General features: G+C 59.3%; 9 protein-coding genes. All 9 read left to right on the plus strand.

The features are described from left to right. Nucleotides 1-45: 45 nt before the first annotated feature. The 9 genes from C7123_RS06080 to ftsA all read left to right on the plus strand — a co-directional run bounded on the left by C7123_RS06080 (nucleotide 46) and on the right by ftsA (nucleotide 12,986). The gene (locus C7123_RS06080; RefSeq protein WP_069176149.1) at nucleotides 46-2,268 is read left to right on the plus strand and encodes a penicillin-binding protein; all 2,223 of its coding nucleotides are present in this window, start codon (nucleotides 46-48) and stop codon (nucleotides 2,266-2,268) included. 45 nt (nucleotides 2,269-2,313) lie between these two features. Further along, nucleotides 2,314-3,792, plus strand: coding sequence for a UDP-N-acetylmuramoyl-L-alanyl-D-glutamate--2,6-diaminopimelate ligase (locus C7123_RS06085; RefSeq protein WP_069176150.1), 1,479 nt, complete (start codon nucleotides 2,314-2,316; stop codon nucleotides 3,790-3,792). A gap of 11 nt (nucleotides 3,793-3,803) precedes the next feature. Further along, nucleotides 3,804-5,069 carry a phospho-N-acetylmuramoyl-pentapeptide-transferase gene (gene mraY / locus C7123_RS06090; RefSeq protein WP_037981800.1) on the plus strand — a complete coding sequence of 422 codons (1,266 nt, stop codon included), beginning with the start codon at nucleotides 3,804-3,806 and terminating at the stop codon, nucleotides 5,067-5,069. A gap of 453 nt (nucleotides 5,070-5,522) precedes the next feature. Beyond that, nucleotides 5,523-6,875: a UDP-N-acetylmuramoyl-L-alanine--D-glutamate ligase gene (gene murD / locus C7123_RS06095; RefSeq protein ID WP_069176446.1), complete on the plus strand. Its 1,353-nt coding sequence runs from the start codon at nucleotides 5,523-5,525 to the stop codon at nucleotides 6,873-6,875. Continuing rightward, on the plus strand, nucleotides 6,872-8,125 hold the full coding sequence (locus tag C7123_RS06100) for an FtsW/RodA/SpoVE family cell cycle protein (RefSeq protein WP_069176151.1): 1,254 nt from the start codon (nucleotides 6,872-6,874) through the stop codon (nucleotides 8,123-8,125). Before murD ends, C7123_RS06100 begins: the two co-directional genes overlap by 4 nt. A 236-nt stretch (nucleotides 8,126-8,361) precedes the next feature. After that, nucleotides 8,362-9,516, plus strand: a complete 1,155-nt coding sequence (gene murG / locus C7123_RS06105) for an undecaprenyldiphospho-muramoylpentapeptide beta-N-acetylglucosaminyltransferase (protein WP_069176152.1) — start codon at nucleotides 8,362-8,364, stop codon at nucleotides 9,514-9,516. After that, entirely contained in the window at nucleotides 9,516-10,898 is a 1,383-nt protein-coding gene (gene murC, locus C7123_RS06110) for a UDP-N-acetylmuramate--L-alanine ligase (RefSeq protein WP_069176447.1), read from the plus strand. The genes murG and murC overlap by 1 nt, the downstream gene beginning before the upstream one ends. Then, nucleotides 10,895-11,623: a cell division protein FtsQ/DivIB gene (locus tag C7123_RS06115; protein WP_069176153.1), complete on the plus strand. Its 729-nt coding sequence runs from the start codon at nucleotides 10,895-10,897 to the stop codon at nucleotides 11,621-11,623. The genes murC and C7123_RS06115 overlap by 4 nt, the downstream gene beginning before the upstream one ends. A gap of 4 nt (nucleotides 11,624-11,627) precedes the next feature. Then, complete coding sequence (ftsA, locus tag C7123_RS06120) at nucleotides 11,628-12,986, plus strand: cell division protein FtsA (protein WP_069176154.1); 1,359 nt, start codon at nucleotides 11,628-11,630, stop codon at nucleotides 12,984-12,986. Nucleotides 12,987-13,009: the final 23 nt, after the last annotated feature.

A 13,009-nucleotide genomic window follows, 5' to 3' on the forward strand; every position in this document is an offset into this window, starting at 1 on the left:
AGTGAGCAGCTCACTGGCCTCACGCTTTAGAAGCTGTAAATAGATATGTCAGAGCAAGAGAAAGACAGCGCCCGCGAGCAAGCCGCGCGCAAGGCAAAGGGCGGGCAGATACTGACGCGATACTTTATCATCGTCATGCTGCTTAGCCCCGTGGCAGCGGGCATCCTGTTTCTGGCCTTCAAGACGGCCATCTTAGAGAAAACGAAGTGGACCAAGGTGGCCGAGAGCCGCAAGAAGCCGAACCGACTCGTGAACCCCAGCCGCGGCAATATCTATTCGGCCGACGGCAAGCTGATGGCTACGAGCGTGCCGCGCTATTACCTCTACGTCGACTTTCAAGCCGCAGGCTTCCGCGCGCCCTCGCCCAAGGGGAAGAAGGTGGTGAACATCGACACCTTCATGCGGTCGCGCGAAAACGGCATTGACTCGCTCGCTTACTATTTAGCCCGTAAGCTGAAGAACCGCACCGCCGCGGGTTATCGCGCCTACCTACTGCGTGGGCTGAGACAGAAGAGCCGACAGTATCCACTCTACGAATACCGCCTCTCTTACGCCGACTATAAAGAGATCCGCGAGTTCCCCTTCTTCCGCCTCGGCCGCAACATTGGCGGGCTCTACGAGCGCGAGATGGTGCAGCGGCAGAAGCTGTTCGGATCCCTGGCCTCACGTACCATCGGCGACATTTATAATGAGATAGAGACCGGCGGACTGTCGAAGGGCAAGAATGGCTTGGAGCTGCGTTACGACACGCTGCTGCACGGCAAGCCGGGCTATAACTCCATCGTGCGCGTGGGCGGACGGTGGACGAACGTCGTCGAGGAGGAGCCGGTCGACGGTCTGGATATCCGCACGACGATCGACTTGCAGATTCAAGACCTCACCGAGAAGGCGCTGGTGGATAAGCTCCAGGAGGCTGACGCGGCGTCGGGCGTGGCAGTCGTTATGGAGGTGAAGACGGGCGAGGTGAAGGCCATATCGAATATGGAGCGCATCCGTCCGGGCGTCTATGCCGAGCTGCGCAACCATGCGCTGGCCGACGAGTTAGAGCCGGGCTCGACGTTCAAGATCGCCTCCATGATGGTGGCCCTCGAGGATGGCATCTGCACCCCCGAATCGCCCATCGATGTGGGTAACGGCACCTACAAATTCAACGGCCGCACCATCCGCGACCATAATGCCCAGAGCGGCGGCTACGGTACGATCACCGTGGCGCAGAGCATCTGGTACTCCTCCAACGTGAGCATCGCCAAGATCGTCCTCAAGGGCTACGGCAACAATCCGCGTAAGTTCATCGACGGTCTCCACCGCACGGGTATCGACGCTGATCTGAATCTCGACATCGCTGGTGCCGGTCACGCCAAGATCCGTCAGCCGGGCGATCCGCAATGGTCGCGCATGACGCTGCCGTGGATGTCGTTCGGCTACGAGGTGCAGATCCCGCCGATCAACACGCTGGCCTTCTTCAACGCCATCGCCAACAACGGCCGACTCATGCGTCCGATGTTCGTCAAGAGCATCCTCAAGAACGGCAAGGAGCTGCGCGTCTACGAGCCGGAAGTACTCATCCCCGAGATCTGCTCCAAGCGCACGCTTCGGGCGGTGCAAGAGATGATGTACAACGTGGTGAACTATCAAGATCCCGTGGGCCGACGTGACGGCACGGGCAAGCCCGCCCGATCGAACGTCGTCTCCATCGCCGGCAAGACGGGTACGGCGCAGATCGCTGCCTCTAAGGCCGCGCACAACCTGTCCTTCTGCGGCTATTTCCCTTACGAGAACCCCCAATACTCCTGCATTGTCGTCATCTCTCGGCCACGTCGGGGCATCGTCTCGGGCGGTATGATGGCCGGTACGGTGTTTAAGGAGATCGCTGAAAAGGTCTACTCCAACCAGATCCGTTACGACCTCAGCTCCATGAAGCCTGAAGCGGGTCGCACGCTCATGCCGCCGGTTAAGAATGGCGAGTCGCGTTCGGCACAGGCCGTAGTCAAATGGTTCGACATACGGACCACGCCTAAGCGTGTGGACGCCGACTTCTCGGCCTACTGGCGTAACGCTACGCGTGACACGCTCAACGTCCGCAAGCTGACGGTCCGCGAGGGCATGATGCCTTACGTGATCGGGATGGGGGCCAGAGACGCCGTCTATGCCCTCGAGCGATGCGGACTGCGCGTCAACTTGGCCGGTCATGGGCGTGTCATCTTGCAATCCGTCCCGTCGGGGCAAGCCGTGACGCGTGGGCAGACGATTGATATCATATTGAATTGAGGGAGGAGGGATTCTTTCGAAACAAGAAAAAGACAGCATACACACATGAATTTGACAGAACTGCTACACGATTTACAGATCACCCGCCGCGATGGTACATCTACCGACGGCGTCGACGTGACCGGCATCGCGGCCGACTCGCGTCGCGTCACCGACGGCATGCTCTTCGTCGCCGTCAAAGGCACAACCGTCGACGGGCACAACTATATCGCTTCGGCCATCGAACGCGGTGCCTCAGCCATTGTCTGCGAACGCATCCCGGAGGCGATCGATGAGGCCGTAAAGGCCCGCGTGCCGTTTATTGTCGTGCCGGATGCGGCCGCGGCGCTCGGTCAACTGCTCGACGCATGGCACGGCCACCCCTCCCGTCGTCTGACACTCGTCGGCGTGACGGGGACGAACGGCAAGACAACCGTTGCCACGCTCCTTTACGACCTCTTCCGCCGCTTGGGCTACCACGTGGGACTCATCTCCACCGTCTGCAACCGCATCGACGAGGAGACACTGCCCACCGACCACACGACGCCCGACCCCGTCACACTGCATGCGCTGATCGCTCGCATGGCCGAGGCCGGGTGTTCGCACGTCTTCATGGAGGTGAGCTCGCATGCAGTCGATCAGCAGCGCATCGCCGGATTGCACTACGCCGGCGGCGTCTTCACCAACCTCACCCGCGATCATTTGGACTATCACAAGACGGTCGAGAATTACCTCCGCGCTAAGAAGCGCTTCTTCGACGCCTTGCCCACCGAGGCCTTCGCATTGACTAACGCCGACGATAAGTCGGGTGCCGTCATGCTGCAAAACACGGCTGCCCGCAAGCTGACCTATTCGCTGCGCACCGTAGCCGACTTCAAGGGTAAGATCGTGGAGGCACACTTTGAGGGGACGGAGTTGCTCATCGATGGGCGCGACGTGACGGTGGCTTTCGTCGGCCGTTTCAATGCCTACAACCTGCTGGCCGTTTATGGCACAGCGGTGGCGTTAGGCGAGGATGCGGAGCGGGTGCTTGTGGCGCTGAGCAGCCTCCGGCCCGTAGCCGGACGGTTCGAGACGATCACTTCGCCCGAGGGCTTTACGGCCATCGTTGATTATGCCCACACGCCGGACGCGCTGGCTAACGTGCTGACGAGCATCCACGAGGTGCTGCGGGGCACGGGGCGCGTGATCACCGTGGTCGGCGCCGGTGGCAATCGGGATACGGGCAAGCGTCCGCTGATGGCCCGTGAGGCCGACCGACAGAGCGACCAGCTCATTCTTACGTCAGACAATCCCCGCTTTGAGGATCCAGACGCCATTATTCGCGAGATGGAGGCCGGGCTCGACACTGCCGCTCAGGTGCGTGTGCTCTGCATCACCGACCGACTGTCGGCCATCAAGACGGCCTGCCGACTGGCTCGCCGTGGCGACGTCGTGCTCGTGGCCGGTAAGGGGCATGAGGACTATCAGGAGGTGCGCGGCGTGAAGCACCCCTTTGACGATCGCGAGGTATTGCGCACCCTTTTCTCCACCTCTAAAGCATAATCGAAGGCCCCATGCTGTACGAACTGTTCAACTACTTGGATCAACTGGACGTCCCCGGTGCAGGCGTCTTCAAATATGTCTCCTTCCGTTCCGTGATGGCCTTCATCCTGGCCCTTTTCATCTCCACGGCCATCGGGCGTCGCATCATCGACCGCCTGCGCCGCCTCCAGATCGGCGAAACCGTCCGCGAACTGGGCCTTGAGGGTCAGCTGAGCAAGAAAGGCACGCCCACGATGGGCGGCATCATCATCATCATCGCCATCATCGTCCCCTTGCTCTTCTTCGCCCGGCTGAACAACATCTACCTGATCCTTATGCTCATCACCACCATCTGGTTGGGCACACTGGGCTTTGCAGACGACTATATCAAGGTCTTCAAGAAAGACAAGGAGGGGCTGCACGGGCGCTTCAAGATCATCGCCCAAGTAGGCCTCGGGCTGATTGTCGGCCTGACGCTCTATTTCAGTCCGGACGTCGTGATCCGCGAAAACATGGAGATCCGTCGTGCGGGGCAGGACACGATCGAGGAGGTGCGTATCCACCCCAGCGAAGTGAAGTCCACCAAGACGACCATCCCCTTTGTCAAGAACAACAACTTCGACTACTCCGTGCTGGCCGCTTGGGCCGGTCGCTATAAGACGGAAGTCACCTGGCTACTCTTTGTGCTGATGACCATCTTCGTCGTCACCGCCGTCTCGAACGGCACGAACCTCACCGACGGACTCGACGGACTGGCGGCGGGCAGCTCGGCCATCGTCGGCATCGCGCTCGGGGTGCTGGCCTACACCTCGTCACACTTCGAGTTTGCCTCCTTCCTCAACATCATGTTTATCCCCGGCGCCGAGGAGTTGGTGGTCTTCGCCTCGGCCTTCATCGGCGCCACGATCGGCTTCCTGTGGTACAACGCCTATCCTGCGCAAGTCTTCATGGGCGACACCGGCAGCCTGACCCTCGGCGGCATCATCGCCGTCTTCGCCATCATCATCCGCAAAGAACTGCTGGTGCCTATCCTCTGCGGCGTCTTCTTCGTCGAGGCGCTGTCGGTCATGCTGCAAGTCTTCTACTTCAAGTACACCAAAAAGAAGACCGGCACGGGGCGGCGCATCTTCAAGATGACCCCCCTGCATCACCACTTCCAGAAGCCCGGCAATGCAGGCATCGACGCCATCATCCAGAAGCCCTTCAACGTGGTGCCAGAGTCGAAGATCGTCGTCCGCTTCTGGTTGATCGGCATCATCCTCGCCGCCATCGCCATTATCACGTTGAAATTGCGATAGAGCCCCAATTCTTAGAAGCCAACGCATAATTGATCAAAGATCATGTACAACCACCCATCCTCCCTGATTCATACTCCCGGACACATCGCAGCCGGGCTTCAAACCCTCGTTTTGCCCCCGGATACACCCCGGACGACCTCCACCAAACGCGCGGAAGGCAAACAAGTGCCTGTTTGTTCAATAGATAATCTGCGACTTAATAGACAGGCGCCTGTTTATTCAATGCATGATTTGCGGCTTAATAGACAGGTGCCTGTTTATTCAATGAATGATCTGCAACTTAACAAACAGGCGCCTGTTTGCTCAATGAATAATCTGCGCCTTAATAAACAGGCGCCTGTTTACTCAATGCATGATCTGTGCCTTAATAAACAGGCGCCTGTTTGCCTCCGCCCGGCGTGCGGCGAACCAGACGGGTCGCAAGATGGCCTCCCGACACGCCACGCAAGCCGAATCGTCGTCCTGGGTGCAGGCGAGAGTGGCGTGGGAGCCGCGGTGTTGGCGTGGACGAAGGGCTACGACGTGTTCGTGTCCGATTGTGGCACGATCGCGGAGAAATACAAGGCGATGCTGCTCGATCGCGGTATCCTCTTTGAAGAGGGCCATCACACGGAGGCCCAGATCCTCAACGCCGACGAGATCGTCAAGAGCCCCGGCATACCCGACACGGCGCCCATCGTGCGCGCGGCCGTGGAGCGTGGTATCCCGATCCTCTCCGAGATCGAGCTGGCCGGACGATACACCGACGCGCAGATGGTCTGCATCACGGGCAGCAATGGCAAGACGACGACCACGTCGCTGACGTACCAAATCCTGCGCGAGGCCGGCATGGACGTTGGTCTGGCGGGCAACATCGGGCGCAGCTTGGCCCTGCAAGTGGCCGAGGATCCGCACGCGTGCTACGTGATCGAACTGAGCAGTTTCCAGCTCGACAACATGTACAGCTTCAAGGCCGACATCGCTGTGCTGATGAACATCACGCCCGACCACCTGAACCGTTACGGCGGCGAGATGCAGCGTTATGTGGACGCCAAGCTGCGCATCCTGCAAAACCAAACCCGGGCGGACGCCTTCATCTATTGGGCCGACGACCCCATCCTGCGGCGCGAGGTGGCCAAGCATCACCCCGAGGCCGCCTGCTACCCCTTCTCCGACGCCGACCGGCCGGAGCTGAAGGGCCGCCTCACGGCCGACGGGCAGATCTGTATCGAGACGCCCCGCGGCACGCTCCGTATCCCCCGCACAGCCCTCGCGCTGCGTGGCACACACAACCTCTATAACTCCCTCGCCGCGGCCACGGCGGCCCGTCTGGCTGGGGCTGACGATGCCTCGATCCGCCGCGGTCTGGAGACGTTTCGCGGCGTTGAGCACCGCTTGGAGCCGGTGGCACGCGTGGCCGAGGTGGAATACATCAACGATTCGAAGGCCACGAACATCGACTCCTGCCGCTATGCCCTGCAAAGCGTCGAGACGCCGATCGTGCTCATCCTCGGCGGCACAGACAAGGGCAACGATTACGGGGAGATCGAGGCCATGGTACGGGCGAAGGCCCGCGGGCTCGTCTTCCTCGGTGTGGACAATCGGAAGCTCCACGCGGCCTTCGACGGTAAGGTGCCCGCCACCTGCGACGCCCGCTCGATGGCAGAGGCCATCGCCCAGGCCGCCCGCATGGCTCGTCCGGGCGATACGGTGCTGCTCTCGCCCTGTTGCGCCAGCTTCGACCTCTTCCGCAACTACGAAGACCGCGGCGAGCAGTTCAAACAATGTGTCCATGCGCTGGCGGACGGAAAGGAGGCCGGGGCATGACCAAGGAGACGTTCACCCGCAAAGTGTTCCAGGGCGACATTCCGATCTGGATCATCTTCATGCTCCTCTGTAGCCTCTCGTTGGTGGAGGTGTTCAGCGCCACCAGCACGCTGGCCTACAACGAGGCGAACATCTGGACGCCCATCGCGCGCCATGCCATGCACCTTACGATTGGCTTCTTCTGTGTTCTGGGCCTGACGCGTATGCCCACGCGTTACTTCCCCATGGGCGGCTCGGTCCTGATGGTCTTGGCCATCATCCTGCTGGCGGCCGTACCCTTCGTCGGTATCAGCGTGAACGATGCCTCGCGCTGGATCCGCCTCTTTGGCATCCAGTTTCAGCCCTCGGAGGTGGCCAAGCTGGCCAGCGTCGTCTACGTGGCCTTCCTGCTCAGTAAAATCGGCGTTCGCTTCACGGAAAAGACGGCCTTTTATTGGATCATCGGCGGCGTGGGCATCGTCTGCTCCCTGATCCTGCTTTACAACCTCTCCACAGCGGTGCTCCTCGGGCTGGTCTGCCTGTTGATGATGTTCGTGGGACACATTTCCCTGATCCGCATCGGGCGCATGATGCTCGTGCTGTTGCTCCTGCTCGTGGCCCTATTAGGCTTAGCCAAGATCGCCCCGGAGACGACGCACCGCGTGCTGCCACGCCTCGAGACGTGGAGCAACCGTCTGACGGAGCATCTCGACGATCGCGCCTCGGACAACGACCTCGTCAAAGACGATAATCCGCAAGTCATCACCGACGACAACTATCAGGTCTCGCACGCCAAGATCGCTATCGCCCGCGGCGGCCTCTTTGGCAAGATGCCCGGGCGCAGCGTGCAGCGTGACTTCCTGCCGCTGGCTTATTCGGACTTCATCTTCGCCATCATTATCGAAGAGTTGGGTTTGGTCGGGGGGACAGTCGTCTTGTTGCTTTACATCATGCTACTCATCCGTGTGGGCATCATCGCGCGGCGTTGCAACCTGCTATTCCAGAAGTACCTCGTCATCGGTTGCGGCCTGATGATCGTCATCCAAGCACTGACGAACATGGCTGTGGCCGTCAATCTGATGCCCGTCACCGGTCAGCCCCTGCCGCTGATCAGTCGCGGCGGCACATCGACCGTCCTCACCTGCGTCTACTTCGGACTCATCCTCAGCGTAAGTCGCTTCGGCGCCGGCATGGGCGATGAAGAGGCCGCCGAGGAAGAAGCTGTCGAGGAAGCGGAGGCCGAGGCCGAAGCAGCCGAGGCTGTGTCGTAAGGGTGCGCGGCGGCGCAACGTCTCTAAGAAGCTGTTTGGAATTTATTTCGGAGAGTATCGGGAGTATGTTTCTGTCTTCGATAGGTTCGAAATAGAAAGGAGAAAGATCTGTCCAAACAACGCCTTAATGCGACCACTCAATAAATTCAAAACAGCTTCTAATCCCCCCGGCAGGCAGCCGAAAAATCTATCTTCGCGGCCGAAACGGCTGAATAATCAGGGATAAAGGAACATTCATGAGTCACTATAAAATCATCATCAGCGGTGGCGGAACAGGCGGCCACATCTTCCCCGCCATAGCCATCGCCAATGCATTTCGGCGTCGTTACCCCGACGCCGAAGTTTTATTTGTCGGCGCCGAAGGGCGTATGGAGATGGAGCGCGTCCCCGCCGCCGGCTATCGGATCATCGGGCTACCGGTCAGTGGCCTTGACCGTCGGCGCCCATGGCGTAACATCGGCGTGATGCGTCGGCTGTGGGTCAGCCTCCGTCGTGCCCGTACGATCGTCAGCGATTTTCAGCCTGACGTGGCCGTCGGTGTGGGTGGCTACGCCAGTGGTCCCCTGCTTCGCGCGGCCGAAGCGGCCGGTGTGCCAACACTCATTCAGGAGCAGAACTCCTACGCCGGCATCACCAATAAATGGTTAGCCAAACGCGCCGCGCGTATCTGTGTGGCCTATCCCGGCATGGAGCGCTTCTTCCCCGCAGAGAAGATTGTCTTGACGGGCAATCCGGTGCGAAAAGACTTGGAGGAAGCTATCAATTGTCACGACGAGGCACTGAAACACTTCGGTCTCGACCCGGCGTGCAAGACGCTGCTCGTACTCGGCGGTAGCCTCGGCGCACGCACCATCAACGAGGCCGTAGAGGTCGCCCTCCCCACGTTGGCTGACCTCGGCGTCCAGCTGATCTGGCAGACAGGCCGCAGCTATTACGATGCCATTCGCAGCCGTGTTGCCGACCTCGAGCCGGAGCCCAAACGCTGGGTTGGGCCGTTCATCACACGGATGGATTACGCCTATGCCGCGGCTGACCTCGTCGTGTCGCGTGCCGGAGCCAGCTCTATCTCCGAGCTGTGTCTGTTAGGTAAGCCTGCGATCCTTGTGCCGTCGCCTAACGTGGCGGAAGATCATCAGACGAAGAACGCCCGATCTGTGGCCGATCGGGGCGGAGCTGTGATGATCGCTGACGGCGAAGTGCGGAAGTTGCTTCCCGACACCCTCCGCCGCCTCTTTGGCGACCGCGAGCAATTGAAGGCGCTTGCCCTCCACAGCAGTCAATTGGCCGAACGGGATAGCGATGAGCGAATCGTGGACGAGCTGGTGACTTTAATCGAAAACAATAAGCGCCTCGGAGCAACCAAGGCGCCTCAAACAGAAAAGAAAAGATGATCGAGATAGCACACATTCGTTCCGCCTACTTTATCGGTGCCGGTGGCATAGGCATGAGCGCCCTGATTCGTTGGTTCATGGCGCGTCGCGTCCGCGTGGCGGGCTACGACCGTACCCCCTCACCCCTCACCGGCCACCTGATTGATGAAGGCGCCGCCATCCATTTCGAAGACGATGTCCACCTCATCCCCGACGGTTTCTCAGATCCGCAAACGACGCTTGTAGTCTACACGCCCGCCGTCCCCTCTGACCACACGGAGCTGAACCATTTCCGTCGTTCGGGTTTCGAGGTGATGAAACGTGCCGAGGTGCTCGGACTGATCACGTCGGCTAGCCGCGCCATCTGTGTAGCTGGTACGCACGGTAAGACGACTGTCTCCTCCATGACGGCACACCTGCTCAAGCAGTCGCATGTGGATTGTAATGCCTTCCTCGGCGGGATCTTGAAGGGCTATGCCAGCAACTTGATGCTCTCCGATCACAGCGACCTGACCGTCGTGGAGGCCGACGAGTACGACCGTTCCTTCCATCGCCTCCACCCCACCACGGCCATCATCACCTCTGCTGACCCCGATCACCTCGACATCTACGGCACTCCCGCCGCCTATCGCGAGGCCTTCGAGGTCTTTACTTCACTCATTCGGCCTGGCGGCACATTGATCATCAAGAAGGGCGCCCCCATCACCCCACGCCTCCAGCCCGATGTCCGTTGCTATACCTACTCCGCCACCGATACCTCAGCCGACTTTCACGCCGAGAACGTCCGCATCGGCGGGGGGGAAGCTGTCTTTGATTGCGTTCTCTCGGACGGTACATGCATCGCTGACATCCACCTTGGCGTTCCTGTCCGCATCAACGTCGAGAATGGTGTCGCAGCCATTGCTGCTGTCTGGCTCCACGGTGTCCGCCCCGACGAGATCCGATCGGCCATGGCCACCTTCTCCGGTGCTGAGCGTCGCTTTGATATCCGCCTCCGTAACGATCGCGTCGTCCTCATCGACGATTACGCCCATCACCCAGAGGAGCTCACCCGCAGCATCCTCTCCGTGAAAGAGCTTTACGCTGGCCGTCGCATCACGGGCATCTTCCAGCCCCACCTCTACTCCCGCACCCGCGACTTTGCCGACGAGTTTGCCCGTAGCCTCTCCTTACTCGACGAACTGATTCTGGTCGACATCTATCCGGCTCGTGAGGAACCCATCCCCGGTGTCACCTCAGAGATGATCCTTGAGCACGTCACCATCGCCGACAAGCGTTGCTGCACGAAAGCTGAACTGCCCGACATTATCGCTGCGGGTACATTCGATGTCGTCCTCATCCTTGGCGCCGGTGACATTGATCGTCTTGTCGAGCCCATCCGCCAAATCCTCGCCCAACGATGAAAAAGCTGCTGCCTGTCATTGTCGCCGTCGTCTTCGTCTGCTACATCGTCTTCTCGATTCTTCTGGTGAACGAGAAGGGGATGGACGCCGTTTGCCGTGGCGTGACGGTGGAAATCAAGGACAGTGCCGACCGCAACTTCATCACCCATCGTGACGTCATCCGTCTGCTCCGCAGCTCCGATCTCTACCCCGTCGATACCCCTCTCCGTGCCATCAACACGGCACGCATCGAGCGTCGCATCTTAGAAAGTGGCCCCGTCGAGCGGACGAAAGTCTACAAGACGCCCTCGGGAATGGTTCACATCGAGATCACGCAGAAAACGCCCATCCTTCGAGTCTTTGCCGATGGCGGGAGTTATTACGTCGATGAACAGGGGCATGCCATGGCGGTCAGCTCTCGCTATGCGGCCTATTTGCCCGTAGCTTGCGGGAAAATCGAAAAAACCTTTGCCACAACAGACTTGTACAAGTTTGCCGTATTTTTGCACAAGCATGACTTCTGGAACAACCAAATCGAACAGATTTTTGTTTACCCCAATAAGGAGATAGAACTGATTCCACGGGTGGGCGACTTTCGGATATTCTTGGGCAGTTTAGATGGCTTTGAAGAGAAGATGGATCATCTGCAACTGTTCTACGAGCAAGCTATACCTAAGGTAGGATGGGATAAATACGAGATGATCAATTTGAAATACAAGAACCAGATTGTATGTACTAAAAAATGAATTTATGGTGACGGACTATATAGTAGCGATCTATTTGGGCACTTCTCATTTGGTGGGGATGGTCGGGAAAAAGAACAGTCGGGGCGCGCTCTCCATCGTAGCCGAAGAGGTGAAGGAGTCGAGCGGCTGCATCCGGCGTGGACGCATCCACAACGTGGCTGAGACGGCCGCACGCATCAAACGACTCGTGCTGGAACTGCAGAACAAACTTCCTAACCTCCGTATCGAAAAGGTCTATATCGGTATCGGAGGCCAATCGCTACGATCCATTGATCACTCCGAGGTGCGAACTATCCGCGCTGACGCTTTCGTGTCAGAAGAAGACATCCAACTGCTCAACGAACAGTGCAAAAGCTACCGCCCCGAAATGTCAGACGTCCTGGCTATCGCACCGCCCGTCTATTATCTCGATGACAAACGCACCTCGAATCCTGTTGGGGTCTCTTGCCGTCGCATCGAGGCGCGCTACAAGCTGGTGGTCGGACAGCCGATCATTCGCAAATCCATCATCAATAGCATCGAGCAGCAGGCTGGTATTACCGTGTCCGGAATCATCGTGTCGCCCCTGGCACTGGCCGAAGCCATCCTGACTCGCAACGAAAAGGAGTTAGGCTGCGCTGTGATCGACTTTGGCGCAGGCGTCACCTCCATCGTCGTCTACAAGAACGGTTATCTGGCCTACCTCGGCGTCATTCCTCTTGGCAGCGACCTGATCACGCGCGACCTGACGAGTCTCCGTCTCGTCGAATCCGAAGCCGAACGGCTGAAGATCACCTACGGTAACGCCAAGCCCAACGAGAATCAAGAAGGCAGCATTTCACTCGATACCGTCGACGGCATCGGTACGCGCAAGATCAATCTGAGCGAGATCGATATGGTCGTTGAGGCGCGTGCGAAGGAGATCGTCCAGAACGTCTACGCCCGCATCGAGGAGAATAAGCTCACGAACGCCCTCGGCGCAGGTATTGTCCTGGTCGGAGGCGGCGCATCGCTGAAGAACCTGCAAGAGCTCATCCGCGATACGTTCAAACTGCAAGAGGTGCGCTATTCTGCCATCCGCAAAGGACTCGTGGACGACGCCAGCGACAAGGTCAGTGACCCGCGCTACATGTCGGCCCTCAGCCTGCTGTTGCAAGGCACTGAGAGCTGTGTCGGTCCGATTCGTCGGAAGCAGGAAGAACCAGCGCCAGCACCTCCCGTTCAGCCCGTCGAGCCTGTTAAGGAACCCGAGCCGGAACCCGAACGCATCGAGCCGGAACGTGACCGAGAAGAAGAGCAACGTCAGAACCGACGCACGCAGAAACGCGGCGGAATCTTCGGTAGTTTCGGGCGCATCGCCCGCGGGCTCTTCGACGAAGAATAACATCCACAATCATCCCCCACACT

The organism is Tannerella serpentiformis (assembly GCF_003033925.1).
In the GTDB taxonomy this organism is placed as follows: Bacteria; Bacteroidota; Bacteroidia; order Bacteroidales; family Tannerellaceae; genus Tannerella; species Tannerella serpentiformis.

Excerpts from the sequence above, each read along its gene's own strand:
- C7123_RS06080 (WP_069176149.1), top strand. The coding sequence starts at position 46 with ATGTCAGAGCAAGAGAAAGACAGCGCCCGCGAGCAAGCCGCGCGCAAG.
- mraY (WP_037981800.1), top strand. The coding sequence starts at position 3,804 with ATGCTGTACGAACTGTTCAACTACTTGGATCAACTGGACGTCCCCGGT.
- C7123_RS06115 (WP_069176153.1), top strand. The coding sequence starts at position 10,895 with ATGAAAAAGCTGCTGCCTGTCATTGTCGCCGTCGTCTTCGTCTGCTAC.
- C7123_RS06085 (WP_069176150.1), top strand. The coding sequence starts at position 2,314 with ATGAATTTGACAGAACTGCTACACGATTTACAGATCACCCGCCGCGAT.
- ftsA (WP_069176154.1), top strand. The coding sequence starts at position 11,628 with ATGGTGACGGACTATATAGTAGCGATCTATTTGGGCACTTCTCATTTG.
- murG (WP_069176152.1), top strand. The coding sequence starts at position 8,362 with ATGAGTCACTATAAAATCATCATCAGCGGTGGCGGAACAGGCGGCCAC.
- C7123_RS06100 (WP_069176151.1), top strand. The coding sequence starts at position 6,872 with ATGACCAAGGAGACGTTCACCCGCAAAGTGTTCCAGGGCGACATTCCG.